24 protein-coding genes are annotated in these 25,314 nt (G+C 41.3%); 11 read left to right on the forward strand and 13 right to left on the reverse strand.

The window, feature by feature from the left end; all coding sequences use genetic code 11:
* Nucleotides 1–62: 62 nt before the first annotated feature.
* Entirely contained in the window at nt 63–449 is a 387-nt protein-coding gene (locus tag FLP08_RS09125; protein WP_156276168.1) for an acyl-CoA thioesterase, read from the forward strand.
* A gap of 2 nt (nt 450–451) precedes the next feature.
* Here the strand turns inward: FLP08_RS09125 and FLP08_RS09130 are convergent, their stop codons facing one another.
* The 4 genes from FLP08_RS09130 to FLP08_RS09145 all read right to left on the reverse strand — a co-directional run bounded on the left by FLP08_RS09130 (nt 452) and on the right by FLP08_RS09145 (nt 4,120).
* Nucleotides 452–1,366: a mechanosensitive ion channel family protein gene (locus FLP08_RS09130; RefSeq protein WP_156276170.1), complete on the reverse strand. Its 915-nt coding sequence runs from the start codon at nt 1,364–1,366 to the stop codon at nt 452–454.
* 63 nt (nt 1,367–1,429) lie between these two features.
* Nucleotides 1,430–2,533 carry an endonuclease/exonuclease/phosphatase family protein gene (locus FLP08_RS09135; protein ID WP_156276172.1) on the reverse strand — a complete coding sequence of 368 codons (1,104 nt, stop codon included), beginning with the start codon at nt 2,531–2,533 and terminating at the stop codon, nt 1,430–1,432.
* Between the two features lie 12 nt (nt 2,534–2,545).
* Nucleotides 2,546–3,832, reverse strand: coding sequence for a mechanosensitive ion channel family protein (locus tag FLP08_RS09140; RefSeq protein ID WP_156276174.1), 1,287 nt, complete (start codon nt 3,830–3,832; stop codon nt 2,546–2,548).
* Between the two features lie 3 nt (nt 3,833–3,835).
* Nucleotides 3,836–4,120, reverse strand: a complete 285-nt coding sequence (locus tag FLP08_RS09145) for a DUF3817 domain-containing protein (RefSeq protein WP_156276176.1) — start codon at nt 4,118–4,120, stop codon at nt 3,836–3,838.
* A 148-nt stretch (nt 4,121–4,268) separates the two neighbouring features.
* Between FLP08_RS09145 and galE the strand changes: the two genes are divergently transcribed.
* Nucleotides 4,269–5,315: a UDP-glucose 4-epimerase GalE gene (gene galE, locus FLP08_RS09150; RefSeq protein WP_156276178.1), complete on the forward strand. Its 1,047-nt coding sequence runs from the start codon at nt 4,269–4,271 to the stop codon at nt 5,313–5,315.
* A gap of 66 nt (nt 5,316–5,381) precedes the next feature.
* Here the strand turns inward: galE and FLP08_RS09155 are convergent, their stop codons facing one another.
* From FLP08_RS09155 to FLP08_RS09165, 3 genes are all read right to left on the reverse strand, one after another.
* Nucleotides 5,382–5,540: a YqaE/Pmp3 family membrane protein gene (locus tag FLP08_RS09155; RefSeq protein WP_131395330.1), complete on the reverse strand. Its 159-nt coding sequence runs from the start codon at nt 5,538–5,540 to the stop codon at nt 5,382–5,384.
* A gap of 137 nt (nt 5,541–5,677) precedes the next feature.
* A complete protein-coding gene (locus FLP08_RS09160; protein ID WP_156276180.1) occupies nt 5,678–6,295 on the reverse strand; it encodes a YqaA family protein in 618 nt (205 codons plus the stop codon).
* Nucleotides 6,296–6,370: 75 nt separating this feature from the next.
* Entirely contained in the window at nt 6,371–6,763 is a 393-nt protein-coding gene (locus tag FLP08_RS09165; RefSeq protein ID WP_156276182.1) for a hypothetical protein, read from the reverse strand.
* A gap of 216 nt (nt 6,764–6,979) precedes the next feature.
* Here FLP08_RS09165 and FLP08_RS09170 point away from each other — a divergent pair, with 216 nt between their 5' ends.
* Entirely contained in the window at nt 6,980–7,690 is a 711-nt protein-coding gene (locus FLP08_RS09170; RefSeq protein ID WP_156276184.1) for an SDR family oxidoreductase, read from the forward strand.
* Between the two features lie 177 nt (nt 7,691–7,867).
* Nucleotides 7,868–8,617, forward strand: a complete 750-nt coding sequence (locus FLP08_RS09175) for an SDR family oxidoreductase (RefSeq protein WP_156276186.1) — start codon at nt 7,868–7,870, stop codon at nt 8,615–8,617.
* A 52-nt stretch (nt 8,618–8,669) separates the two neighbouring features.
* On the opposite strand, the gene FLP08_RS09180 is transcribed toward FLP08_RS09175, so the two are convergent.
* Nucleotides 8,670–9,659, reverse strand: coding sequence for an NADP-dependent oxidoreductase (locus FLP08_RS09180; RefSeq protein WP_156276188.1), 990 nt, complete (start codon nt 9,657–9,659; stop codon nt 8,670–8,672).
* Nucleotides 9,660–9,808: 149 nt separating this feature from the next.
* Here FLP08_RS09180 and FLP08_RS09185 point away from each other — a divergent pair, with 149 nt between their 5' ends.
* From FLP08_RS09185 to cysM, 5 genes are all read left to right on the forward strand, one after another.
* On the forward strand, nt 9,809–12,052 hold the full coding sequence (locus FLP08_RS09185; RefSeq protein WP_238388472.1) for an FUSC family protein: 2,244 nt from the start codon (nt 9,809–9,811) through the stop codon (nt 12,050–12,052).
* Nucleotides 12,053–12,565 (forward strand): DUF6155 family protein, encoded by a 513-nt coding sequence (locus FLP08_RS09190; RefSeq protein ID WP_156276190.1) that lies wholly within the window; start codon nt 12,053–12,055, stop codon nt 12,563–12,565.
* A gap of 8 nt (nt 12,566–12,573) precedes the next feature.
* On the forward strand, nt 12,574–14,463 hold the full coding sequence (locus FLP08_RS09195; protein ID WP_156276192.1) for a T9SS type B sorting domain-containing protein: 1,890 nt from the start codon (nt 12,574–12,576) through the stop codon (nt 14,461–14,463).
* A 313-nt stretch (nt 14,464–14,776) separates the two neighbouring features.
* Nucleotides 14,777–15,568 carry a serine O-acetyltransferase EpsC gene (gene epsC, locus FLP08_RS09200; RefSeq protein ID WP_156276194.1) on the forward strand — a complete coding sequence of 264 codons (792 nt, stop codon included), beginning with the start codon at nt 14,777–14,779 and terminating at the stop codon, nt 15,566–15,568.
* Nucleotides 15,565–16,449 carry a cysteine synthase CysM gene (gene cysM, locus FLP08_RS09205; protein WP_156276196.1) on the forward strand — a complete coding sequence of 295 codons (885 nt, stop codon included), beginning with the start codon at nt 15,565–15,567 and terminating at the stop codon, nt 16,447–16,449. The genes epsC and cysM overlap by 4 nt, the downstream gene beginning before the upstream one ends.
* 157 nt (nt 16,450–16,606) lie before the next feature.
* On the opposite strand, the gene FLP08_RS09210 is transcribed toward cysM, so the two are convergent.
* Nucleotides 16,607–17,167: a hypothetical protein gene (locus tag FLP08_RS09210; RefSeq protein ID WP_156276198.1), complete on the reverse strand. Its 561-nt coding sequence runs from the start codon at nt 17,165–17,167 to the stop codon at nt 16,607–16,609.
* A 103-nt stretch (nt 17,168–17,270) separates the two neighbouring features.
* The gene (locus tag FLP08_RS09215) at nt 17,271–17,987 is read right to left on the reverse strand and encodes a Crp/Fnr family transcriptional regulator (RefSeq protein WP_156276200.1); all 717 of its coding nucleotides are present in this window, start codon (nt 17,985–17,987) and stop codon (nt 17,271–17,273) included.
* A gap of 220 nt (nt 17,988–18,207) precedes the next feature.
* Between FLP08_RS09215 and FLP08_RS09220 the strand changes: the two genes are divergently transcribed.
* Nucleotides 18,208–19,722: a DEAD/DEAH box helicase gene (locus tag FLP08_RS09220; protein WP_156276202.1), complete on the forward strand. Its 1,515-nt coding sequence runs from the start codon at nt 18,208–18,210 to the stop codon at nt 19,720–19,722.
* Here the strand turns inward: FLP08_RS09220 and FLP08_RS09225 are convergent.
* Both FLP08_RS09225 and FLP08_RS16525 read right to left on the reverse strand, forming a co-directional pair.
* On the reverse strand, nt 19,719–22,016 hold the full coding sequence (locus FLP08_RS09225) for a penicillin-binding protein 1A (protein WP_156276204.1): 2,298 nt from the start codon (nt 22,014–22,016) through the stop codon (nt 19,719–19,721). The two genes, FLP08_RS09220 and FLP08_RS09225, sit on opposite strands and share 4 nt — an antisense overlap.
* A 318-nt stretch (nt 22,017–22,334) precedes the next feature.
* Nucleotides 22,335–22,469, reverse strand: coding sequence for a hypothetical protein (locus FLP08_RS16525; protein ID WP_262885531.1), 135 nt, complete (start codon nt 22,467–22,469; stop codon nt 22,335–22,337).
* Nucleotides 22,470–23,131: 662 nt separating this feature from the next.
* Between FLP08_RS16525 and FLP08_RS09230 the strand changes: the two genes are divergently transcribed.
* On the forward strand, nt 23,132–23,998 hold the full coding sequence (locus FLP08_RS09230; protein ID WP_156276206.1) for an SdiA-regulated domain-containing protein: 867 nt from the start codon (nt 23,132–23,134) through the stop codon (nt 23,996–23,998).
* Here the strand turns inward: FLP08_RS09230 and FLP08_RS09235 are convergent.
* On the reverse strand, nt 23,986–25,272 hold the full coding sequence (locus FLP08_RS09235) for a dipeptidase (RefSeq protein WP_156276208.1): 1,287 nt from the start codon (nt 25,270–25,272) through the stop codon (nt 23,986–23,988). The two genes, FLP08_RS09230 and FLP08_RS09235, sit on opposite strands and share 13 nt — an antisense overlap.
* Nucleotides 25,273–25,314 lie beyond the last annotated feature (42 nt).

The following is a 25,314-nucleotide window of genomic DNA, read 5'->3' on the forward strand; positions in this document are numbered from 1 at the left end:
TCATAAATCTATTCAATCGGCTTTATTGGTAGGAATTTTCTACCTAAATTCGAAATAAAAACATGAGATTTCATACCAGGAAATGGATCAAACCCGAAGATCTTAACCCAAACGGAACCCTTTTCGGTGGCCGTCTTTTAGAATGGATAGATGAGGAATGTGCTCTTTATAGCATAGTTCAGTTAGAGAATCCAAAGACCGTTACCAAATATATGAGTGAAATAGACTTTAAAAGCTCTGCTCACCAGGGAGATATTGTGGAAATCGGAATAGAGGTCATCAAATTCGGTACTGCTTCCCTTACGCTTAAATGTGAGGTTAGAAATAAAATGACCAGGGAGTCTATTATTACCATAGATAAGATCGTGATGGTGGCCCTGGATAAGAACGGTAAACCTAAACCTCACGGCAAGACTGAGGTAGAGTTCGTGAAAAACAGGCTTAAATAATATTACTTAGTTCTTTTACCGTTGTCAGGATCTTTCTGAAATTTAACCGGGAATTCTTTTTCCTTTCCGTATAGCTTTATCTCCTGGATGTCTGCAGGCAGATAATAACCTTTATCCATTAAAGCTTCTTTTACTGTACGTACAACATTCCCTTTGGTGATGGAGGCCTGCATCCTGAAATCTTTGGTGTCAACCCAGAAATATACCTTTAAATTCACCGTAGAAGTACCGAGTTCGTCCTCTATTACGAAGTTCACATGCTGCTCATCTTCAATTACCGAGGGCTCTTTTCTTAAAGTATCCATGATTGTTTTCTTTGCCCCGTCGATATTATCTTCATAAGCGATTCCAACTCCAAAATTCCAGCGAAAGAACCCATCTTCGGTGTAGTTAGTCACCGGTTTTGTGAGGACATCACTATTGGGAATATAGACATCTTTCCCATCGAAAGTTTTCAGCTTTGTATACCTGAACTCCAGCGCTTTTACTTTACCGAAATTTTCAGCGATCTCTACCGTATCATTCACATCGAAAGGCCGGTTAAAGGCCAGAATGATCCCGGAAATAAAGTTTTCCCCGATATCTTTAAAGGCGAATCCCAGTACTACGGCACTTGCTCCGGCAGCAGTGAGTATCCCTGTAGCCACTCCGCCCAGCCCGGCAGCCTTTAATCCCAGCATGATCCCGGTGATGATAATAAGGAATCTGATGGCTTTTCCCAGGAACCTGCTCATAAGCGGATCTGAGGTCCTCGCAGAGATCCTCCTGGTCGCGAATCTTCCCAGCCAGATACCAATAAGCACTCCCAGGATAATGATAAGCAGTCCAAGCCCGATACCAGGCAGTTGATCTATAAAATTCTGATAGAAATTTTGAAAAGATTCCGAGATGTTTTCTCTAGATGCTGAATTCTGCATTTTTTGGCTTTGCTTAAATTTAAAGATTAGCCAATACAGAATGTACTAAGAAAATGTTAGTTTTTATTGATTACTGGAGCCATTCTGGCCTTTTTCGGCATTTTCCTTCTCTTCATCGGCGATCTGTTCCCTGGCATTCTTGATGCGGTTCTCACTTGCCGGTTCTGGTTTTTGTTCTGCAGCCAGCTCCGGTTGCAGGTATAATTCAGCATAAAAAGGAAAATGATCAGATTTGATATCACTGCCAATATCGATGTTCTTCACCCTGAATTCTTCTGAAACGAAGATATGGTCCAGCGACCAGCGAATGATAAAGCTTTTCGCATTAAAAGTGTTGTAAAAGCTACGCCCTTTGCGAACGTCCAGCAACTGCCCGATGCTCTGGAACATGCTGGTGGTATGAGACCAGGCCACATCGTTAAAATCTCCTATCACCACCACTGGGATCTCCGAGTCCATAGCCTCCAGGGCCGTTTTCATCATTTCGGCATCCCGGTCTGTTGAAGAGGGATTGTGCTGCGGCATAGGCGGAGTAGGGTGAATGGCATGTAATTGTATTCTGTCGCCAGATCTAAGTTCGATCTCTGAGTGTATGGAAGGGATGCTATCGTCTACCACGTACTTTACCTGCGGATTTATAAGTCTCAATTTGGAATAGAGTATCATTCCGTAGGTATTATCCAGAGGAACCTCCACTTTATAAGGATAATCCGTTCCTAATCCAGCTTTTATGGCTTCATTCCACTTTGTATCGGTTTCAGTGAAAACTGCAACATCAGGATTTAATTTTTTCATTTCTTCAACCAGCAGGCCGGTTTCTTTATTCTTCTGAAGTACATTAGAGGTAAGTAGCTTGAAACCTGTACTCTCGTTAACTTCAGCCGTTGGTTCCCCCACATCGTAGGGAGCGAAAGGAGTATAAGGATAGATCTTGGCGAACTGAAAGATAAAACAGGCCACCAGAACACCCATAAATGCATAATCCCTCCATGACCGTATCTCGAACCTGAAAAAATAGGCTGCGATTGCGGTTAGGGTAAGTAGGGTAAGCTGAATATGCGGATAGTCGAAAACCCTTATCCACCAGTAATCGGCGGCAATTAGTGGAATTAGTGTGATAACTACTGCCAGGATACCGAAGCCCTGAAGGAAAGGTTTTAATTTCATAATTTCATTGGGTTAGGATTCAGATCTATTTGCCAGAAAATCCCGAAGATCGTCCCCAGACGGTGCCTCGAACAATTTGAGATCGAAATAGGGGATAGCCGCGATCAAATGATCAAAAATATCTGCTGAAATATACTCATAATTTTCCCAGCGTTTGTCTTTACTGAAGCAAAGTATTTCCAGTGGAATTCCATTAGGCGTCGGCGCCAAATGCCTTACGATAAGGTACATTTCCTTATGTACAGCTGAATGTTCCCTGAGGTAGGAATCGGCATATTTTCTGAAGACTCCCAGGTTAGTCTGGTTTCGCCCATTTATAAGCAGAGTCTTGTCCACATTATTACTTTCGTTGAACTTATCGATCTCTGCCTGGCGATTTTCCAGGTAAGGAGCGATTAGTTTGATCTTTTTAAATTTCTCAAGGTCCTCGTGTGTGAGGAACTTTACCGAATTCTGTTTGATCATTACCGACCTTTTGATCCTTCTACCGGGCGATTCCTGCATTCCCCTCCAGTTCTGGAAGGAGTCTGAAATAAGGCTGTAAGTAGGGATGGTGGTATAAGTGTTATCCCAGTTCTGAACCCTTACCGTGGCCAGGTTGATCTCGGTCACCGTTCCATCTGCTCCGTAGGTTTCAAAAGTGATCCAGTCACCAATTCTTACAATATCGTTTACCGAAACCTGTATGGAAGCTACCAATCCCAGGATCGTATCCTTGAATATCAAAAGGATCACGGCCGACGCGGCACCAAGGGAAATGGCAAAACCTACTACAGATTTATCGGTTAGTTCAGAAAAGATGAACATAAGACCAATGATCCAGATAAAGATCATGATGATCTGGCTGAAACTCTCCAGGGGCTTATCATTGAACTCCTCCCTGGTTTTCAGATAATTTCTTGTAGATCTTAGCATACTTCTACATATCCAAACAATAAGGATGATGATGTAGATGTCTACCAGTTTATAGAATATATCCAGTACCTGGCTGAATTCAGCAAAAATGAGTGGAAAGATCTTATAAATTACCAGCAGCGGGATAAATCTACCCACGTATCGCGGGAAATTACTCTTGATAAGAAAGTCATCAAAAGTTGTTTTCGTCTTATTGGTAAAGAGCTTAAAGGTCTCAATGATGAAGTGCTTGATCAGGTAGTTAATACCTAATACAATGAGGGTTAGCACCACCAGGTTGATCAAAAGGTTCAGGTATTGCGCGAACACGGCGTTCATGCCGTGAGCAATAAAAAACTCTTCGAAAAAACAGATGAGATCTACAAGTCCTTCTTCCAGGTTCATAGACTAAAGATATTTCTTTTCAACATAAAAAGGACCGAAAGGCAGTACAGAGCAGCCCAGGATGATCCCTATTTGAGTGAGACTCCAGTTCATTGGTTTGATAAGAAGCAAACCGCCAAGTACATAGGCAATGAACAATACCCCGTGGGCCATTCCTACCTGCTGTACCATTTGCGGCATTTCAAAAATATACTTCAACGGCATGGCGATAAAAAGCAACAATAAGAAGGAAATGCCTTCCAGGATGCTTACCCATTTGAATATTCTTAGTTGTTTTTCCAGGGACATATGAAAAAATTTTAAACACTGCCAAAGATAATTGATTAGTTAGACATAATAGCATTAAGAAGTCAAATGAAGCTTTAGGAGGTTTTTAATAGTATTGCGGGCTTCCCAGAAATTCAATTTTATTAATTTGCGGGCGTAAACATAAATTATGAGTTCTAAAAGAGTATTGGTTACCGGTGGGTTGGGTTTTATTGGCTCACATACGGTAGTCGCCCTTCAGCAGGAAGGATTTGAAGTTGTGATCATAGATAACCTATCCAATTCGTCTATAGATGTCCTTGGAGGGATTACCAAGATCACCGGAAAAACCCCGGAATATGAAAATATAGACCTTAGAGATAAGAATGCCGTTAAGGATTTTTTCGAGGAATACCAGGATATTGAAGATGTGATACATTTTGCAGCTTCTAAAGCAGTAGGTGAAAGTGTTACCAACCCTTTGCTTTATTATGAGAATAACATTTCCAGCCTTGTTTATCTATTACACGAACTGAATAAAAGGCCTGGTTCAAATTTCATTTTCAGTTCCTCATGTACGGTCTACGGGCAGGCAGATGAATTGCCTATTACCGAGAACGCCCCGGTTAAAAAAGCCGAATCACCCTATGGGAACACCAAGCAAATAGGGGAAGAGATTATTTTTGATACCTGCAAGACCAACCAGGAGTTCAAAGCGATTGCTTTAAGGTATTTTAATCCGATAGGGGCGCATCCAACCGCCGAGATCGGTGAATTACCAATAGGGACTCCACAGAATCTTATTCCATATATTACCCAGACGGCCATCGGGAAACGGGATGAACTGTCTGTATTTGGAGATGATTATCCTACCCAGGATGGCACAGCCATTCGGGATTATATACATGTGATGGATCTGGCGGAAGCACACGTAAAAGCTCTTCAGAGACTTTTAGCTGAAAAGGAGAAAGCTAATTTTGAGGTCTTCAATCTTGGTACTGGCACAGGGAATTCTGTGCTCGAGGTTATCAGGTCTTTTGAAAAAGTTTCAGAACAAGAGCTACCCTATAAGATCGTAGGCAGAAGAGAAGGAGATATCACGGCTGCTTATGCAGATACAACCAAGGCCAATGATGAATTAGGCTGGAAGGCTGAACGTTCCCTTGATGATGCCTTGGCCAGTGCATGGAAATGGCAGAAGATCGTTAAGAAGAAAGAAGAAGAGGAGGAGAATTAGAAATTTTAATAGATATAAATAAAAAAAGGCCGGCTAAATTGCCGGCCTTTTTGATTTTTGGAAATCTTATCTGGTTCCGTTTACGAGGAACGCATGAATTACCCCGGGTATCCATCCCAAAGCCGTTAAAAGAAGGCTTATCAAGAAGGTTACTCCTAGACCATGTTTTAGAAAAACAGCCAGTGGAGGCAAAAGAATGTTTAAAATAATTGTTAGTAAAGACATAACTTGAATTTTATTGGTTTTCTGGTTTAAAATTGAAAGAATATATGGTTTTCTTCCTTAGATAATACCAAGATATCCTATAGGCAAGCTATAACCTTAGGTCTTATGAAAAGTTTAGATTAATTATAAGGAATGTCTTAAACCATTTCGAATATTACCAGCGCATATAAATAGAACCTGGCGTACCTTAATAGTCCAAAGATAAGGTAGCTGGAAAACGGGAATTTGATGATCCCCGCAGCGATACTCGTCATGGCAAAAGGAATGGGTAATAGAGCTCCAACTATAATCAGGAAGCCACCCCATTTTCTGGTGTTTTTGATGTGTTTGGCCATTTTTAGTTCCATAGCCTCGTGTACCGACGGGATCTTGGTGATACCTACGCCTATAAAATATGAAACGATTCCGCCTAAATAAGAAGCCGTAGCAAGTAGAGTAAGATAAAGGATGGGGCTTACCGATTTTCCCGCCCAGGCTATGAAAAGTTCAGGCGGCACCAATCCTAAAAGCGATTCAGAAAGAAAGAAGATCGAAAGCACTTCAAAAGGGGCATAGGTCTCCGTTACCGTGACCAGCATATCTTCAATATCCAGAAGATAATGGTCTATGGCCCAAAGCGCGCCCACAAACAATACAATAGGCAATACTGCTTTTTTTAAGCTATTCCATACAAAGGAATAAAAGCCTGTATAGCTGTAATATTGATGTAACAGGCGTATTCGCGACTTCTTTTTAGATTTCGCTTTTTCTTTCATTAATGTCTTTTCTTTTGTAGCAATTTAGACAGCCTTTCGGCTTGTAGAGTAGGGAAATAGCGAAATTAGCTGTCTCTAGTAATCTTCCCCGGCATGCTCTTTCAGGGCCTTCACATACTCGCGAAGCTCTATCTCGTTCACTTTGTTATCGTGTTCAGCCATAAGAGAAAGCATATATTCCAGGCTTTCCTGACCGGTGATCTCTTCGCCTTCCTCCATTTCTGGAGCTTCTTCTCCTTCTTCCAGTTCTACCGGCTCATCGTCTGGGATCGCAATAAGGAAATCCTCATTCTCAGCGATATGCTCATAGGTTAGACGAGTTACCTTGGCAAGCAAAGGAATGTTTTCCTCTACCACAAACTTTCTCAACTCCTTGAGATCTTCAACAATGGTGTTTGTGATAATTCCATTACGCATAAGGTCTCTCTGAATCTTATTGAGTAATTTCTGTGCTTTAATATTTTCCAAGGTGTAACTATTATAAGGTTAGTATTGACTTACTGAAAATTCGATCCCAACAGGCAGATCATTTCAGTTGGCAAAGTTAGTTTTTTTAGGATTTTATAAAAGTCTTTTATCAGGTTTTATCAAGTATTTAACCTTTAAAATTAACAGAATCTTAGAGCTTTTAATTTCAGGAGGATAAGCCTCTTTAGTAGATTTAAAATTCAAAAAAATATAACGATGAGTGATAAAAATAAAATAGCTCTGGTAACCGGAGGAAGTAAAGGTATAGGTTATGGTGTGGCGAAAAGCCTGCTCCAGATGGGGTACAAAGTTGCCGTGACCAGCAGGTCTCAGGCCGCTGCAGATAAAGCCGCAGATAAACTTGGTGATTTTGGCGAGATCATAGGTCTTGAAGCCGATGTTAGAAGTTTTGACAGTCAGAAAAGAGCGGTTCAGAAATTACTGGATAAATGGGGCCAGCTTGACGTTTTGGTCGCTAACGCCGGGATAGGAAACTTTGGATCTGTGGAAGACCTTACGGTAGAACAATGGAAAGATACCATAGACACTAACCTTAATGGGGTATTTTTCAGCATTAAAGCCTGCGTGGAAGCCCTTAAAAAATCAAAGGGATATATCATCACCATTTCAAGTCTCGCCGGAACCAATTTCTTTGCCGGTGGAGCTGCCTATAATGCAAGTAAATTTGGAGTAACTGGATTTACCCAGGCGGTTATGCTCGATTTAAGAGATAAAGGAGTGAAGGTGAGTACGATCATGCCTGGATCTGTAGCGACCTATTTTAATGATAATGAACCTTCAGAAGAAGATGCCTGGAAGATCCAGATAGAAGATATTGGAGAATTGGTAGGGGACCTGCTTAAAATGAATCCCCGAACCTTGCCTAGTAAAATAGAGGTTAGGCCTTCACAGCCACCAAAGAAGTAAAAAATTAAGATGAATTTTAAGAGCCGGGCCCGCAAGGTCCGGCTTTTTTATGAACAAGAATTAAAAACCTTAACACTATCCCATAGAGCAGGTTAAATCGAGCATAAAGCCGCTAATTTGGTCAGTTTTCAGATGTAATTGCAGTAATTTAGTATCAAACCAAAAATAAAAATTGAAATGAGTTTGAAAGGAAAAACTGTGATTATTACCGGTGCTTCAAGTGGAATTGGAGAAGCTACCGCACTTAAATTAGCGAAAGAAGGAATCAATGTGGTTTTAACCGCTCGTAGTGAAGATAAATTGAAAAAACTTCAGGAGAAGATAGAAAAGGAAAACGGAGGTAAAGCACTTGTAGTGCCGGCCGATGTCACCAAGAAAGACGAACTTAAGAATGTTGTAGATAAAACAAAGGAGAAATTTGGAAGCATTGACGGTATCGTGAATAACGCCGGATTAATGCCATTGTCTTATGTAAAGAATCTGCATACCGACGAATGGGATAAAATGGTAGATGTGAACATTAAAGGGGTGCTGAATGGAGTTTCTGCCGTGCTACCAACTATGATGGAGCAAAAGAGCGGTAATATCATCAATATCTCTTCCAGTGCAGGGAGAAAGATTTATCCCGGTGGTGCCGTGTATTGCGCAACCAAGGCCGCGGTGAAGATGTTCTCTGAAGGTCTAAGACAGGAACTGGCTCCAAAGTTCAACATCAACGTAACTTCTATTGAGCCTGGTTTTGTTGACACTTCACTTACAGAGACCATTACCGATGAAGAAATTAAGGAAGGACTATTATCCAACTTCCAGGAAATGACTCCCCTTGAAGCTGAGGATATCGCTGAAGCAATTTTTTATGCTATGTCCCAGCCTAAAAGGGCGAACATCAATGATGTATATATTATGCCTACAGAGCAGGAGCAATAGAATTTCCAATCTTATAAAAAAAGCCCGGTCAATAACCGGGCTTTTTTTAGTACTAAACCTTTACCAGCATTTTTCCCATATTCTTTCCATCAAAAAGGTCAATAAAAGCCTTTGGAGTCTTTTCGAATCCTTCTACAATGGTTTCATCATATTTTAGTTTTCCAGATTTGAGCCATTCAGCAAGTTGCGAAATCGCCTTTTGATAATCATCTACATGATCTCTTACCAAAAAACCCTGCATTAGTGCAGACTTTTTTATCAGAATACCTTCCGGCCTTGGCCCGGTTGGGGTTTCGGTAGAATTATATATCGAAATGGCTCCGCAATTAATGATTCTGGCATCTTTGTTAATATTCTGAAGCGTTGCATCAAGGATCTCCCCGCCAACATTATCAAAATAGACATCTACGCCATCAGGACATTTTTCGGAAATGGCTTGTTGCATGTTTTCAGTGGTTTTATAATTTATGCCTGTATCGAAACCGAATTTTTCCTGGATATGTTCAATCTTCTCATCGCTGCCGGCAATACCAACTACCCGGCAGCCTTTGATCTTTCCTATTTGTCCCACTACACTTCCCACAGCCCCGGCTGCACCTGAAACTAGTAAGGTTTCTCCTTCTTGAAGTTTCCCTATCTTTTCCAGGGCCAGGTAGGCGGTAAGCCCGGTAAGGCCTAAAATGCCAAGGTAAGCCGAAAGCGGGGCAAGGTTTTTATCGATCTTTCTAAGATTGTTCCCGGTGTGGGCCTGCTGTTTTTTCCAGGCTAGCATTCCCACTACGTGGTCTCCTTTGCTAAAATCTGGAAGATCTGAAGCCATGACTTCCGAAACCAGCATGGAGTCTATAGGTTTGCCGATTTTAAAAGGTTCTATATAAGATTCCTCATCACGCATACGTCCACGTAAATATGGATCTACCGATATGTATTTAGTTTTCAGGCTTAATTTGCCATCTTTTTCTTCCTCTATTTCCTGGATCTCAAAATCCTTTTCAGAAGGTTTGGCTTTTGGCCTATTCTTGAGTATGATCTGCTGGTTCATTTTTTGAATTTTTGATTTTTTAAATTAATCTGAAATCCAAACAGGAACAAATATGCATTCACAAATTCTACTTAAAAATTGATATTTGAGCAGGCGCAGTGATTAATTGGCTTTAATAACTTAATTTCATGGTCTAAACCTAACCCGACTTGACCAGCCGAATAAGTAAATATCGCCATGACTTTAGGAAATTCCTGAGGAGTACAGATTTCTCCAAGGCTATCGTACTTACTATCGCGATCGTTATTCCTATTTCCATATTTTTCCAGTTGCAAATGCTCGAAATTGGTGTTAGCATTGCCATGGGATGTCTGCTCTCATCTCCCAGTGATGTGCCGGGTAGTTTCAAGCATAAAGTGCTGGGTATCCTGGCCGCCGCAATTTTAGGTTCTCTTTCTTACTGTATCGCAGGATATGCCGAACAGACAGTTTGGGCAACCATTCCTATGCTTATTTTAAGCATGTTTGCAATTTCATATTTGTCGGTGTATGGCTTCCGGGCATCCCTGGTCACATTTTCTGGATTACTGGCCGTTGTGCTTAGTTTTGCAAATCTATCTTCTGACCTTGAGATCTGGCAAAAATCATTGCTAATCGCAGGTGGCGGCATCTGGTATTTATTAGTAAGTGTTCTCTGGTACCTGCTGAAACCGGAACGGGCCACAGAGCAGCTCTTGGCCGAAACCATGGAGTTAACAGCAGATTATCTCAGGCTTCGCGCGAAATTGTTACAGTCAGATTCTGATATTGATGAAATTCAGAAGCAGCTCTTCCAGAGCCAGAATGAGCTGAATGAACATCATGAAAGTCTAAGGGAGCTATTGATCAGCTCGAGGAAATCTTCGGGCAGTTCTGGCTATGCCAGGAAACGACTTCTAATATTCATAGACCTGGTTGACCTGCTGGAGCTGGCCATGGCGAATCCAACAGATTATGAGCAGTTGAAGAAAGCGCTTAGGGACGATACCGATATCCTGAAAGTATATGGCCAATTCAACCTGTCCATGGCCAGGCAGTTAGAGAGCATAGGGCTGGTCATGCATAAGAATAATGAACTGCCTGTGAATAAGATTCCGAAGCAGTTAGAAGAGCTGGAAGACCGGCTTCTGGAATTCCGGAACAATATAGATATTGGGGAAAGGAGAGAAGAGATGCTGCTTTTGAGGAACCTTTATGACTACCAGTCCAGGCAGGCCCAAAAGATCAATAATATCGACCGCATACTTCGCAATCTTGAAAATAAAAGAAAGCTGTTCTACAAGGAAAAGGAGGTACGGGAATTCCTGACCCAACAGGAATATAGTTTTAAAACCCTGCTGGCAAATCTTAATTTTAAATCGGCTATATTCAGGCATTCCCTTAGACTGGCCATCGTAGTTCTCATAGGTTACTTAATTGGCAGTTATTTTTCAGTTCAAAATTCGTACTGGATACTTCTTACCATAGTGGTGATCATGCGACCCAATTATGGCCTTACCAAACAGCGCACCAGGAAACGTATCATAGGGACCTTAATTGGAGGGGGCATTGCGGTGGGAATAGTCTTTATTACCCAGAACACGATGGTTTACGCCATTCTTGGTATCCTTTCGTTGACCCTGGCCTTTTCTCTTATCCAGAGGAATTATACCAATGCCGCGATCTTTATAACTTTGAGTATCGTCTTTATTTATGCTTTACTTCAGCCAGATGTACTTAAGGTCATTCAGTTCAGGATTGTAGATACGCTTATTGGCGCTGGCTTAGCCGCATTTGGAAACCTGCTATTATGGCCTAAATGGGAATCCCAGGGCATTAATGGCATAATCGCAACATCCCTGAATTCTAATATGGATTATCTTGCGGCCATAGACGAATATTATCACAAAAAGGATAAGCTGCCCCTTTCCTATAAATTATCACGGAAGAGGGCCTTCCTGGATATGGGTGCTTTAAGCGGAGCCTTCCAGCGAATGACCCAGGAACCGAAATCTAAACAGAAGCAGCTGAGCCTGGTTTACGAGATCGTTGGCCTTAACCATACTTTCCTTTCTGCCCTGGCATCGCTGGGAACTTATATACGAACACACCCTACGACCAGGGCTTCAGAAGATTTTGAAGCCTATACCGGGGCTATTACAGACAACCTGAAGAATGCAATTAATATCCTTCAGAATAAAGAGCTGGATGAGCAAAAGGAGGATAAAACCTTCAAAGCCGGCAAGTCTCTTCACGAAAAATTTGATAAACTTGCACAACAAAGGGACCGGGAGATCAAAGCGGGCAAGAAGCAGATCGAGGCATCAATGAGGTTAAAACTTCAGGAAGCCCACCTAGTTACCGGCCAGCTGGAATGGTTATATGATATTTCTGGAAAACTTCAGGAAAATATCGGGAGGTTAGATAAGAACTAAATGAGTAAAAGAGCTTTTAAGAAATATATTAAGTCCCTGAAAAAAGGAGAATTAGAGGAGCAGATGCTTGACCTCTATGAGCGCTTCGACGAGGTTAAGGTTTTCTATGATTTTGTGTTTAACCCGAAAGAGGAAAAATTGATCAGGGAAGCCAAGCTTAAGATCTCCAAAGAATATTTTCCGCCCAGTAACCGTAAGCCTAAAGGAAGAAGATCTGTCGCACAAAAACTGATCAAACATTTCCTTAAACTGGAAATGGAGTCACATGCTCTGGCCGATCTCATGTTCTACAATATCGAGCTTGCCCAAACCTTTTCTGCCGACAGGGAAAAGCTTACCGAGGCATTTCAGAAAAGTATGCTAAAGTCTTTTGAGCAGGCGGTGAATTTTGTGATCGAGCAGGGCATCTCCCAGGATTTCATTCAGCGTATCCATAAAATAGAGAAAGAGGCTGATCAACAAAACTGGTTCAATTCCTATCAATTCCAACGCCTGAACGATCGTTTTCTTTAAAATTTTAAATGAGGTTATTTTTTGTAATTTTTTTTCTTCTAGGTTTCAGCAACCTGTATTCCCAACTTGGTTTTTGTACGGGAAGCAAGGGTGATCCCATCTTTCACGAAGATTTTGGCAACGGCAGGGGAACCGGGAACGAACTGGGAGCAGCTATCACCAGCTACAGGTTCGTAAAACAGGATCCTTATGATGGGGAGTATACAATTTCTGACAATATTGGTAACCAGATTACCTCATGGCACGATTATCTTCCTAATACCACCATTTCGGGTGGCCGAGCCCTGATCGTCAATGCTGATTATACACCGGGAAGATTTTACCGGAAGGAGATCTCCGGCTTATGTGAAAATAATACCTACGAGTTCTCGGCTTTTCTAATGAACGTTTACGACAGGGGAAGCAATATCTGCGAGGGTGACGATCTGCCAAATGGCGGTATCCCGAACAGGGTAAGGTTCGAGATATGGGATGAAACAAACAGTTTCTTAATTAAAGGAGGCGACACCCCGGAGATCACCTCCACTTATTCCCCGGAATGGGAACAATTCGCGCTTACTTTTAAAACCGAACCAGGACAGGAAAAAGTTATCCTTAAAATGTTCAATATTGGTGAAGGAGGCTGCGGTAACGACCTGGCCATCGATGATATCATATTCCGTTCCTGTGGAGACCTGGCTAGGGTTGCAACCGATGAAGGTATCAACGAAAAAATAGAAGTATGCCCCAGTGACACTCCCTTCAGTTTGAAATTGCAGGCCGAAAGCGATCAATCGGTTTACTCAAAGCAATTCTACCAGTGGCAGATAAGCCGCAATGGGCAGGATTGGGGTGATATTCCCGGAGCAAATAATGAAAATTACCAGACCTCTTTAATTAAAGAATCGGTTTTCTACAGGGTTAAACTGGCCGAAGATAAGATCAATCTTACCGGGAGTTCCTGTAGTGTAGCCTCCCAGGCCTTTCAGGTGAAAATCCTTCAAATTCCTGCGCCTCCGGTGAGTGGAGGGAATGTGGTGGTTTGTGAGAATGAATCTGCCCCAGCACTTAGAGTTAATGTGCCCAGCGATGAAAGTGTGAATTGGTATGATAGTGAGACGGGAGGGAGGTTGCTTGCAGAAGGTACCAAAATCTATTTTCCTATCTCTTCCGGGATTTATTATGCGGAAGCTTATAAGACCGGCTTTAATTGTACACCAGGAAAAAGGACGGCGGTAGAATTAAAAATCAACAGACTCCCTGATATACGTGATGAGGAACTAAAGATCTGTCCCGGGGCTCAAATTGAATTAAAAGCAGGGTTTGCCGGTTTCGATTATCGATGGTCTACCGGAAGTACGGCTGAATCTATAATTATAGATTCCCCCGGAGAGTACGAGGTAGATATCATTTCTGCACCCGATTGTTATGCTACCAAAGTATTCAAAGTTGAAAAGATAGAGGAGGCTGAAATTTCCGGGGTAGAATCTGAAGGAGAAAATGTTCAAATATATAGCGAATATCCAGGTGAATTCAGTTATTCTTTGGATGGGGTGAACTATCAGGACGACCCAGTATTTATGGCTGTGGAAGGGGGCATTTACACTGCTTATATAAAAAATTCAGAAGATTGTAAGATCGACACTCTTGAATTTGCGCATATTGTGGTGCCGGTAATGATAAGCCCTAATAATGATGGTTACAATGACTATTTTCGACTGAAAGGAGTTTCTTTTTTTGAAAGTTCAGAAATCAGGATCTTTGACAGGTATGGAAAGTTAATGGCTGCAGGGCCTGGTGAGGATTTTAAGTGGGATGGAACCCTTAACGGAAAGGATCTGCCTGCTGGTGATTACTGGTATCAAATAAGTATTGCAGGCTTTAAACCAAGGACAGGAAACTTTTCCCTGCTCCGTTGATCCCGTAATTAAAAAAGCCATCCTTTAGGGATGGCTTAAAAAGCAACTAATTAATCACTAAAAATTACTTCTTAGGTTTAGCCTGTTGCTTCGATTTTTGAGCCGGCTTAGGCTGACTCTTAGAATCTTTTTTCGGGCTTTTTTGTTGTGCCATTATCATATAAAATTATACCCTAATTTACCTAAGAAATCCTCTCGTTATTTTCGTCTTAATAAATAATTAACTATAAAGTTTCTGGTCCCTCATTCACCTATATAATGCTTTCCTGAGTTAATTCTAATTGAGTAAATTTGAAATACAATAAGACTTGCGATGAAAATGGAAAATATAATTGCCCAGATTGAAGAACAGAAGAATCTGCCGAACCTCAATTTGAGCATTAAAGAAAAGACCCAGGCTTTTACCCATAAACTTTTTTATACCCTTTTCGATAAACAGACCCCTGTAAAGGATAATCTTATGGAACTGGGGATGGATTTCGAAGTGCTGGCTAAACTGGTATGCTGGGAGCCCGGCTCTCCATGCCAGGATATATGGCAGGACTACCTGCAGATGCTTCCGGGAATCCTGGAAAAACTCAACCTGGACGCCCAGGCTATAGCCAAAAACGACCCTGCAGCCAATTCGGTAGAAGAAGTTTATCTTTCCTATCCTGGATTTTTTGCCATTGCAACTTACAGGCTTAGCCATGAGTTCTACAAATTCGGCTTACCCCTGGTACCCAGGCTAATGACCGAATGTGCCCATAGTCTTACCGGTACAGATATCAACCCGGGAGCCAAAATCGGGGATTCATTTTTTATAGACCACGCTACCGGGGTGGTGATAGGAGAGACAGCCATCATCGAAGATAATGTAAAGCTTTACCAAGGAGTGACCCTGGGTGCGCTTACGGTAAATAAAGGCTTAAAGAATGTCAAAAGGCATCCCACTATTCAGAAAAATGTCACTATTTATGCAAATGCTACCATCCTTGGTGGAGAAACCGTTATTGGTGAGAATAGTATTATTGGGGGGAATGTCTGGTTAACCAAATCTGTACCCAGGAACTCCATGGTTTCTCATACTCCCCAGATAAGTATTAAAAACAACGCAGATAAATGAACGATTCGATATTAGACCTGGTGGGGAACACCCCACTGGTAAAGGCAAAACGTATTTTCAATAAACCCGGCGTAAACCTCTATTTTAAACTGGAAGGCCAGAACCCGGGAGGAAGCGTAAAAGACCGGGCGGCCTACAATATGATAAAGAGTGCCCTGGAACGTGGTGATATCGATAAAAGCACGAAGTTGATCGAGGCTACCAGTGGAAATACCGGTATCGCCCTGGCGATGATCGCGGGGATATTTGGATTGGATATTGAGCTGGTAATGCCCGAGAATTCTACGGTAGAAAGGGTTCAGACCATGAGGGCTTATGGAGCTAAAGTGATACTTACCGATGCCGACGGAGGAATAGAAGGCTCAAGGGATTATGCCGAGGATAAAATGAAATCTGGCGACTATTTCATGCTTAACCAGTTTGGAAACGATGACAACTGGAAAGCGCATTACCAAACCACCGGTCCCGAGATATGGAGAGATACCGGGAATAAGGTTACCCACTTCGTTTCCTCTATGGGAACTACCGGTACCATCATGGGAACCAGTACTTTTTTAAAAGAAAAGAACAAGGATATACAGATCGTAGGAGTGCAGCCAACCGATGATTCCCGAATACCGGGTATTAGGAAATGGCCGGAGGCTTACCTGCCAAAGATCTTTGATCCGAAAAAAGTAGACAGGGTTCTGGAAGTGAGTGAACAGGATGCTATTGAAATGAGCAGGAGATTAGCAGAGGAAGAAGGTATATTTGCCGGAATGAGTAGTGGAGGAGCTGCTACGGCCGCGGTAAGGCTATGCAATGAGCTGGAAAGTGGACTGGTAGTTAGTATCGTTTGTGATCGTGGAGACAGGTATCTTTCTTCAGACCTCTTCGAATAGGCACAAAAAGAAGGCTGTATGAAAATTTTAGCGTTAACTCTGTGTGATTTTTTGATCTGAGAGATCAAGAATTTATTAACTACTATTACATTTAACATTCTGTCTTATGAGATTAGACAGCGCTAAACTTCCATACAGCCCTAGGAATATATTTTCCTTAGAATTTTTCAACCATGGCCACACCGGTAGTCGAGGTACGGGCAGGGGTGATTCTTAATTTTTCACGTTCGCTACCTTTTTCCAGGTAAACGATATACTTTTCTTTATCTATATTTCCTTCGGTTCCTGAAGCTATGTACTTGTCCTTGGTAAGAGTCCATCCCATATAATTTGCATAGACTTCATTTCTTACTTCAAAAGGCAGGGGAACATCTTCAAATTTTTGAAATGTGCTTACCAGTTGATTTTTATCATCATACCTTGCATTTAGGTGCCCTTTAGGACTGGTGACAGTTACATAAATATCTCCGTTTAAATTTCCCGATTCTTTCCTAAATCTGTTAATATCAAAGTTTTCATTAATAAAAGCGATAGCATTAGACTGGAATTGGGCTGCATAATTTTCGCGCACTTTCACAATTCCATTGGCATAATCTTCAAAAACGACCTCGCCTGTGGGTTCAAAGGTTAATGTGGTTTCTTCAAGTTCAATAACTTTTTGCGAATAGGCGGTTAATACCCAACCTGCAAGTAATACGAATGTGATGAGTTTTTTCATGGTCTGAAAATTTAAATTAATTGATGAATAAATTGTTTTGGAATATTAATGCAAGATAGACTATATGGTGCTGATCCTGAATGACCTAGGTAGCACAGGGCTGTTATTTTTGATTTCCGTTCTGCTTTTCCAATTCCTCAAGTAATAGAGAAATGTCCCTGATCTCCAGCTGGTTTCTGGCGATATTAATGGAACCGTTCTGCTTTAATTGCTGAAGATGCCTGTTCACCACAGCTCTTGTGGAACCTATAAGATTTGCGATCTCCTTATTAGGCAGGTCATTGATATGTTCCAGCTTTTGAGATTTTAAATTCACATTTTCCAGAAGCAGTTTCAATAGCCGGGTGGTGATATTGGTAAATATGAGTTGTGAGACATTAGATTCCAGAGCACGCATCATACCACCGGCATACGAAAGAAAGTGTTCATACTGCCAGGGATTCTTATTAAGCCATTCCCTGAGCTTTTCCATTGGGATGGCCAGAACCCTTATCTCATCAAGGCATTCATAGTATACCTTATGTTTTATACCATCCAATAGGCAAAATAGATCGAAAACATCTCCTTTCTTTAGTAGGAACAAGGTGTGTTCCTTATGGCTGAAATCATCTACATTGTACATTTTGATCCGGCCACGGGTAATAATGTAAAAGTGAAAGAGGAATTTCTGGTGATTTATGATGCAGGAGTTCTTACTCCATTTTTCTTCATGAAAATGGTTCAGAAGATCCAACCACTGATCTTTTTTCAGGCCTGCGAATAACTCACAACTGTTAAGCGTTGATTGGTAATTGGAGTAAAGGTCCTCAGCAGAAATCAAATCCCAGGTTTTTAAGGTTATTTCATTCACCCGGGGGGAGTGGGGGGCACAGAAATTTTTTCAGCAATTGAAAAAATTATAATAGCAAAATTAACGACCCTAAAAATACAATTTTTTTAAATGCGGCGGGGCTAATTAAAGGCTTCATATTCCTGAATTAATTTTTGACTAAAGATTAAAATGCCTTATTTTTGCAAAATTGCTTACTTATAAAAAATCTATGGCGTCAGAAACATTTGGTATTGAAAAGAAGAAAGTAGACAAGGAACTATATGACTATCAGCAAAAGGATATAAACAAGATTTTCGGGGTGATAGAAGAGCATCCCGAAAATTATAATCTGCTATACCAGCTACCAACAGGTGGTGGTAAAACCGTGATATTCTCCCAGATGACCCGGGAGTATATCCAGAGAACCAATAAGAAAGTTCTAATCCTTACCCACAGGATCGAGCTTTGTAAACAGACCTCCAAAATGCTTTCTGGCTTTGGGGTTCGCAATAAGATAATCAATTCCAAGGTCAAGGAATTACCAGATCAGGATGACTATATGTGCTTTGTAGCCATGGTTGAAACCCTGAACAACCGCTTGAACGATGAAAAACTGGAAATAGAAGATATTGGTCTGGTCATTATCGATGAGGCTCACTATAACTCTTTCAGGAAATTGTTCAAGTTCTTCGAGAAATGCTTCATCCTGGGTGTGACAGCCACTCCTTTGAGTTCGAATATCAAGCTTCCCATGAAGGATAACTACAGGGAACTTATCGTAGGTGATTCCATTAATTCCCTTATAGAAAAAGGATTCTTGGCCCGCGCCAATATTTACAGCTATAATGTAGGGCTTACCAATCTTAAAGTGGGAATGAACGGTGACTATACAGTAAAATCTTCAGAAGAGCTCTATTCCAATTACAGTATGCAGGAAAAACTGCTTACTGCTTATTATGAAAGGTCTAGAGGTAAGAAAACTCTCATTTTCAATAATGGTATTAATACTTCGGTGGAAGTTTACCATACCTTCAAAAATGCCGGGTTGCCTATTCGCCATTTAGATAATACAACCAGTAAGCAGGATCGTAAAGACATCCTTAAATGGTTCAAACATACACCAGACGCCATTGTGACTTCGGTAAGTATACTTACCACCGGTTTTGATGAACCAACCGTGGAAACCATCATTCTTAATCGAGCAACCAAATCGCTAACTCTATATTTCCAGATGATTGGTCGTGGTTCACGGGTTCTTAAAGATAAAGAAGAATTTACGGTGATAGACCTTGGTAATAACATGGCCAGATTCGGTCACTGGAGCACACCGGTAGACTGGAAACAGATTTTCAGGTCACCAGATTTCTATTTCGAAAATCTTTTAAGTGATGAGGAGATCGAAAGGGAATTCCAGTATGAAATGCCACCGGAAATTCGTGAACAATTCTCCAAGACCGAAGATGTAACTTTTGATGTGGAAGCCGCTTACGACGAGGTGATCAAAAAAGGTTTAAAATCCAAGGCCGTTCTTGAATGGTCTATGGAACAGCACGTAAAGATGTGTGTAGAAAATAGCGAGGATGTTTTTGATGCCAGGATTCTTGCGCAGGAACTAAAGCCTGATATCGCTTCAAGGATCAAGCAATATTCTTACTGTATAAGTAAAAGCACCAAGAATTACAGGGACTGGCTTGAAGAGGATTACTCTCGTAAACTTAGAATGCAGATCAATAAGGAATTCTAGTTATCATCTTTTTTACCGAATAACCGCTTAAAGAAACCTTTCTTCTTCTTTTTTCCATTTTCGTTCTTTCTCTGGTCTTTTTTACCTCCAGAGAACAGGCGCTCAAAGAAGTTATCCCTTTCTTGCGGCGGGCATTCCATCATTTCTGCCAGGTCTGAAGATAAGGGCTGAAATCTCGCATTGGTAATACTATTGAATTCTGAATCAGCATTCATTTTTTGCATTAACCTGGCGAAGATGGGTAGGGCAGAATTAGCTCCCTGACCTATACCGGTGTTCCTGAAACCTATCCTGTGGTCATCAGATCCTACCCAGGTTACACATACCAGTTCTGGAGTGATTCCCACGAACCAGCCATCTTTATTATCCTGGGTGGTTCCGGTTTTCCCGGCGATATCATTTTGCAGACCGTATTTATATCTCAATCTGGTCGCAGTTCCTTCGTTTACGGTCGCCTGCATCATATTGATCATGATCTTGCGAGTATCTTCAGAAAAGGCCCTGGTTTTGGATACCTGAGGTTCGAATTCTGCCAGTAGGTTACCTTCAGCATCTTCGATCCTGGTGATATAAAAAGGCTTGGCATAATGACCGTTATTTACATAACTGGTATAGGCCGATGTTAATTCGCTTAGGTTCAGTGAAGCAGTTCCCAGGGCGATCGAAGGTACTTCGGGTAATTTAGACTCTATTCCCATCTTACGGGCCTGGTTGATCACGTTGCCGATACCGGTCTCCATCAATACCTTCACCGCAATGGTGTTCATAGAACGACTTAAAGCCGTCTTAAGGTTGTAGTTCATATTAGGGTCATCGCCTTCAGAAGAAGAATTGGAAGGAGTCCAGCCATCTTCATAAGTAACCTCACGTACCGAAAAATAGGCACAGGGATCTAATCCGTTTTCCAGGGCAGCGGTATAGACTATAGGTTTAAAGGTAGAACCAACCTGCCTTTTGCTTTGGGCCACATGATCATATTTAAAGAACCTGAAATCTACGCCACCAACCCAGGCCTGTACACCACCATTTTCCGGGTCAACCGCCAATAGGCCTGAATTAAGGAATTTAAGGTAATGGGAAATACTGTCTATGGTACTGATATTCTTGGTTTCCATGCCTTCATAACTGAAAAGCTCTGTAGGATGTTTTTGCTCCAGCCTTTTCATGATCTCAGACTCATCCAGTCCTTCCTTCTGCAGGGACTGGTAGCGCTCAGATCTTTTTATGGCATCGTTAAGGATCTCCTTATTGCGTATCCACGGAGCATAATCCCCATAGGATTTTTCATGTTGCAACTGCAGTTCTTTCATATGTTCCAGCATCGCTTCTTCTGCCAGCTGCTGCATCTGGTAATTCAGGGTCGTATGAACTATCAGCCCGTCGCGATAAATATTATATTTCTGTCCATCTTTATTTTTCAGGGTATCCAGTACGCGGCTAACATCTTTTCTCACCTGTTCACGAAAGTAAGGAGCGATTCCCTTGTCATGACTGTAACTTTTATAATCCAGGATGAGTGGCTCGAGTTTTGCTTCCTCGGCCTCTTCCATGCTCAGGTACCCGTTCCTGGCCATCTGCATTAAGACCACATCCCGTCTTAAACGGCTTCTCTCCGGAAATATTCTCGGGTTGTAATAATGACTTGCCTTAAGCATACCCACCAGAACCGCCGATTCTTCCAGGCTTAATTCTGAAGTATGCTTGTTGAAGAATTTAAGCGATGCACTTTCGATCCCATAAGTATTGTCACTAAAGGGGACAGTGTTAAAATAAAGCTCGATGATCTCGTCCTTCGAATAAATATTCTCCAGGCGTTTAGCGATTACCGCTTCCTGCATCTTATTAATGACGATGCCGAACATTCCGAAATCCTTTCTTCCGTAAATATTCTTGGCAAGCTGAAGCGTAATGGTGCTCCCACCACCGGCAGACTCGTCCTGTAATAGAATAGATTTAAAGAAAACCCTTAATAAACTCCTGTTATCTATACCGTCATGTTCATAGAACCTAACGTCTTCGGTAGCGATAAGTGCTTCCTTAAGATGTTCCGGGAACTGTGAGAAATTGATGGGCTGACGGTCGAAGATGTAGAACTTCCCGATAAGGTCTCCATTGGAGGCCAGTACCTGTGTGGCTTTATTTTGTTTTAATTCTGTAAGCTCTTTTGAGCTTGGGATTTTTCCGAATAGTCCAAAATAGATACTTCCGAAAAATAAAAAGAAAAGGGCGATAAGGCTTGCCAGGATGATCAGGGCCCATTTTAATTTGGGCTGTCTTTTTATTCTTTCTAACATTTGTTCAGGGTAGATGCTGCAAATAAACAAATGTTTGGCCGCTGGGGTTTAAATTTTAAGCTTATTTTAATGCTATTTTAACCAAAAATTATAGCCGGTAAACAGAGGTTTACCGGCTAGGTTAGAAAAGCTTCCATAAAATTGATTTTTAATTTCCGGAGCCAGGAATTTCCTGGTAACCGGTTTTCTATACTGTTCGTTGATCTGGAGTTCAAAAAGGTTTGTAGGTGTTAAGGTAAGATCAGGTTTTGGTTTAGACTCCAAATAGGAGAGGGGCACTAAAACATTCTTGATCGATGAATTCCTGATCCAGGGCTATTAAGCATAGCATCTGGTTTCCTGCCAGTTAAAATATGCTCTTGAGGTCTTCAGGTTCAGGAACGGCCTGCGATGACTCAGGCCGCCTTCTTTATTTTTTTCAAAATCCTGGATGATGCTATCCAAAGTTCTCATAATTGATGAATTTAATTTGATTGATGATTGATTGATGAATGTTACGAATACCTAGGAGAACCTTCTTCGGCTGATGATGCTGAAGCTGCTAACGTTGGCTTCGGTATTCATAAATGATTTTCTGTTCTTGGTGTTGTTTACTAAAGTTCTCATAATTGATGAATTTTGATGATTAATGATTGATGATGATTTTTAAATGTTAGGCAAATCTTCTTCGGCTGCTTAGGCTGAAGGAACTGGCATTTGCCTCAGTGTTCATAAAAGATTTCCTGTTTTTGGTGTTGCTGCTTAAAGTTCTCATGATTAATAAATTTTAATGATTGATGATGTTTTTGACTTACTAGGCGAATCTTCTTCGGCTGATGATGCTGAAAGAACTGCTGTTCGCCTCTGTATTCATAAATGATTTTCTGTTCTTGGTGTTGCTAACTAAAGTTGTCATAATTTGATGTTTTTGATGATTGTTTCTATTTAAAAGACGAGCTTAAATAGAATCCGTTACAGTACTATGTAATAAAAGGTACCTATTTAACATGATTTTAACTTTTAGCTAATCGATTGGGAGGCAGTAAACTGGAGTAGAGGCAGGCGGTTTCAAAGTATTGTTAATCTTTTTGTGCGGCATCCTCATTAGTGTAATTTAGATTTTAAAGCTTTAGCATATGACCAAATGGGCAGTAGGAATCGTAATTTTCATTTTAGTGATCGCCGGAGTCATTTACGGGATCTATCAGAAAAACGATTATGACTTCAATGATACTACCGTAGAATACACCATCCTGCAGACCTGGGAAATGCCGGAGGAACTCAGGGAGATCTCTGGTATCTACTGGTTAGGGGACGAGCGAATTGCCTGTATACAGGATGAGGATGGTTATATTTTCATTTATGACCTCAAAACTTCTAGGATCGTGGATAAATACAAATTTGCCGGTTCCGGGGATTATGAGGCAATCACTTCACTTAACGACGAATTCTGGGTTGTAGAAAGTAACGGTACTCTCTTTAATATTAAAGACCTGAAAGGCATTGAAGAGGATGCTGTGGAAATAAAACTGGATTTTGAATACAGGAACAATATAGAAGGGCTCGCTGCCAGCAAGCAAGGTAACCTCTGGCTAATAGTGAAAGAGCGCAATTTAGATAACAGAGGCGACTACCGGGGAATCTACGCCTTCGATCCTGAAACCCGTAACCTTGATAAAACACCTGTGCTTAAGATCAATTTTAATGATCCCGCCTTTGACAGGCTTCGCACCAATAACCCCAGACAGCTTATCAGGCCTTCAGATATGAGTTTTCATCCTGAAACAAACGAGCTTTATGTATTGGATGCTGAATTTCAGAAATTATTGATCCTGAAACCATCTGGTAAGATCAAGGAATTGCATTTACTGGATCCTGAAAAATTCACCCAGCCAGAAGGAATCTGTTTCAGTCCGTCTGGCAGGATGTTTATTTCCAACGAGGCCTTAGGTGGCCCCGCGAATATCATTGAACTTAAGTTCGATAAGAATCAGGATTTCTGAATTTCGCTGGCTACGGCCTGCACTTCATCTAAAACCCGTAGTAAATTTTCACCCCAGAGCTTTTTGATCTCTTCTTCGGTATATCCTCTTTTTACCAGTTCGATGGTCACATTAAGGCTTTCTGAAGCATCCTGCCATCCATCAATTCCGCCACCTCCATCAAAATCTGAACTAATCCCTACGTGGTCTATCCCGATCTTTTCTACCAGGTAATCTACATGATCTACAAAATCTGAAACATTCACCGGTACCACCTTCTTCTTCAATTCTTCGATCTCAGGTTTGGCCTCCAGCTTAAGCTTATTCAATTTTTTATAATAAATATCCTGTTCTGGCTGACTTAGCTTTTTAATGCTGTCTCTTTCCAGGATACTAAAGTCCATTTCCCTGGCTTTTGTCTCGTAAAGTTCTTCTGACGCGGCCCCGAAAGCTTCGTGTTTTTCAGTGTTCAGGTAGCTGGAAAAAGCAACCGTCTGTACCACCCCGCCATGTTTTTTGAACAAGGCCAGCAATTCATCATCAAGATTCCTGCTGTGATTACACAAGGCCCGGGCAGAGGAGTGGGAAGCGATCAATGGTGCTTTAGACAACTCGAACATCTGCTTGATGGCCTCTTTGCTGGGATGGGAAACATCTATCATTATTCCATATTTATTCATTTCTATGATCGCTTCTTTCCCAAGTTTGCTAAGCCCATTATAAAGCCATACATCATTTTCTTCCCCGGTATTAGAATCGCAGAACTGGCTGTGACCGTTATGTGATAAGGACATATATCTGGCTCCACGCTCATAGAATTCTTTAATCCTACCCAGATCTGTACCCACTGGATAGGCATTTTCTACCCCAATCATCGCAACTTTCTTTCCCTGGGCTACAAGTTCCCTAACTTCTGCGGAATTTGTGGCCAGCCCGATCTTTTTTGGAGCAAGTTCGCTGGTCAGTCTATGAATGGCTTCAAATTTATTGATGGCATTTTCGTAGGCGACGCGATACCCTTCCTCGTTGAGTTTCTTTTGATCTGTGTAAACGATGAGCCAGGTTACATCAATACCACCTTTTTCCATTTTTGGGATATTCACCTGGGTGTCCAGGTTCATGGAATAATTTTTTTCCGCGCTAAAATTGTTTACATTAATATCGTTATGAGTATCTATGGTGATCGCGTTCTCATGGATCTTCTCTGCTTTTACTCTGATTTCCTGATTGTTGGTTTGGGCATTCAAACCTATAAGTCCAGAAAAGAGAAGTATCCCCGCTAATTTTGATCGCATTTTGATGTTGTTTTTGAGTTAAAAATGGAATGTAAGAATAAA

It is taken from the genome of Christiangramia aestuarii (assembly GCF_009735585.1).
Taxonomy (GTDB): domain Bacteria; phylum Bacteroidota; class Bacteroidia; order Flavobacteriales; family Flavobacteriaceae; genus Christiangramia; species Christiangramia aestuarii.

Bases quoted from the DNA above. Each gene is read 5' to 3' on its own strand.
- FLP08_RS09125 (WP_156276168.1), top strand. From the start codon at position 63: ATGAGATTTCATACCAGGAAATGGATCAAACCCGAAGATCTTAACCCA.
- FLP08_RS09130 (WP_156276170.1), bottom strand. From the start codon at position 1,366: ATGCAGAATTCAGCATCTAGAGAAAACATCTCGGAATCTTTTCAAAAT.
- FLP08_RS09135 (WP_156276172.1), bottom strand. From the start codon at position 2,533: ATGAAATTAAAACCTTTCCTTCAGGGCTTCGGTATCCTGGCAGTAGTT.
- FLP08_RS09140 (WP_156276174.1), bottom strand. From the start codon at position 3,832: ATGAACCTGGAAGAAGGACTTGTAGATCTCATCTGTTTTTTCGAAGAG.
- FLP08_RS09145 (WP_156276176.1), bottom strand. From the start codon at position 4,120: ATGTCCCTGGAAAAACAACTAAGAATATTCAAATGGGTAAGCATCCTG.
- galE (WP_156276178.1), top strand. From the start codon at position 4,269: ATGAGTTCTAAAAGAGTATTGGTTACCGGTGGGTTGGGTTTTATTGGC.
- FLP08_RS09155 (WP_131395330.1), bottom strand. From the start codon at position 5,540: ATGTCTTTACTAACAATTATTTTAAACATTCTTTTGCCTCCACTGGCT.
- FLP08_RS09160 (WP_156276180.1), bottom strand. From the start codon at position 6,295: ATGAAAGAAAAAGCGAAATCTAAAAAGAAGTCGCGAATACGCCTGTTA.
- FLP08_RS09170 (WP_156276184.1), top strand. From the start codon at position 6,980: ATGAGTGATAAAAATAAAATAGCTCTGGTAACCGGAGGAAGTAAAGGT.
- FLP08_RS09175 (WP_156276186.1), top strand. From the start codon at position 7,868: ATGAGTTTGAAAGGAAAAACTGTGATTATTACCGGTGCTTCAAGTGGA.
- FLP08_RS09180 (WP_156276188.1), bottom strand. From the start codon at position 9,659: ATGAACCAGCAGATCATACTCAAGAATAGGCCAAAAGCCAAACCTTCT.
- FLP08_RS09190 (WP_156276190.1), top strand. From the start codon at position 12,053: ATGAGTAAAAGAGCTTTTAAGAAATATATTAAGTCCCTGAAAAAAGGA.
- FLP08_RS09195 (WP_156276192.1), top strand. From the start codon at position 12,574: ATGAGGTTATTTTTTGTAATTTTTTTTCTTCTAGGTTTCAGCAACCTG.
- epsC (WP_156276194.1), top strand. From the start codon at position 14,777: ATGAAAATGGAAAATATAATTGCCCAGATTGAAGAACAGAAGAATCTG.
- cysM (WP_156276196.1), top strand. From the start codon at position 15,565: ATGAACGATTCGATATTAGACCTGGTGGGGAACACCCCACTGGTAAAG.
- FLP08_RS09210 (WP_156276198.1), bottom strand. From the start codon at position 17,167: ATGAAAAAACTCATCACATTCGTATTACTTGCAGGTTGGGTATTAACC.
- FLP08_RS09220 (WP_156276202.1), top strand. From the start codon at position 18,208: ATGGCGTCAGAAACATTTGGTATTGAAAAGAAGAAAGTAGACAAGGAA.
- FLP08_RS09225 (WP_156276204.1), bottom strand. From the start codon at position 22,016: ATGTTAGAAAGAATAAAAAGACAGCCCAAATTAAAATGGGCCCTGATC.
- FLP08_RS16525 (WP_262885531.1), bottom strand. From the start codon at position 22,469: ATGAGAACTTTGGATAGCATCATCCAGGATTTTGAAAAAAATAAAGAA.
- FLP08_RS09230 (WP_156276206.1), top strand. From the start codon at position 23,132: ATGACCAAATGGGCAGTAGGAATCGTAATTTTCATTTTAGTGATCGCC.
- FLP08_RS09235 (WP_156276208.1), bottom strand. From the start codon at position 25,272: ATGCGATCAAAATTAGCGGGGATACTTCTCTTTTCTGGACTTATAGGT.